Below are 595 nucleotides of genomic sequence, written 5' to 3' on the forward strand. Positions count from 1 at the left end.
GTTGGGCACTCTAAGGGGACTGCCGGTGATAAGCCGAGAGGAAGGTGGGGATGACGTCAAGTCCTCATGGCCCTTACGGGCTGGGCTACACACGTGCTACAATGGTGGTGACAGTGGGCAGCGAGACAGCGATGTCGAGCTAATCTCCAAAAGCCATCTCAGTTCGGATTGCACTCTGCAACTCGAGTGCATGAAGTTGGAATCGCTAGTAATCGCAGATCAGCATGCTGCGGTGAATACGTTCCCGGGCCTTGTACACACCGCCCGTCACACCATGGGAGTTGGTTTTACCCGAAGGTAGTGCGCTAACCGCAAGGAGGCAGCTAACCACGGTAGGGTCAGCGACTGGGGTGAAGTCGTAACAAGGTAGCCGTAGGGGAACCTGCGGCTGGATCACCTCCTTTCTAAGGAAGCTGTGGAACAGTAAGACGATCGCACAGGTCTTCGGATCAACGCGGTATGAACTTTCCCGTGCTTTTTAGAACATAGATGGCGCCAGTCAGGCGACCATCGAAACGTAATACGCCTGCAGATCTGCTACGCAGACAGCGGGTATGGCGAGGTTCGCCGTCCACGTTTCTCTTTCTTCAAGAAG

At 55.0% G+C, this 595-nt stretch carries 1 rRNA gene; it reads left to right on the forward strand.

Annotated elements, in window-relative coordinates:
* Window positions 1-404 (forward strand): 16S ribosomal RNA (locus FS804_RS24700); the annotation flags it as partial.
* Window positions 405-595 lie beyond the last annotated feature (191 nt).

Source organism: Agrobacterium sp. DE0009 (assembly GCF_007680755.1).
Classification (GTDB): Bacteria; Pseudomonadota; Alphaproteobacteria; order Rhizobiales; family Rhizobiaceae; genus Agrobacterium; species Agrobacterium tumefaciens_B.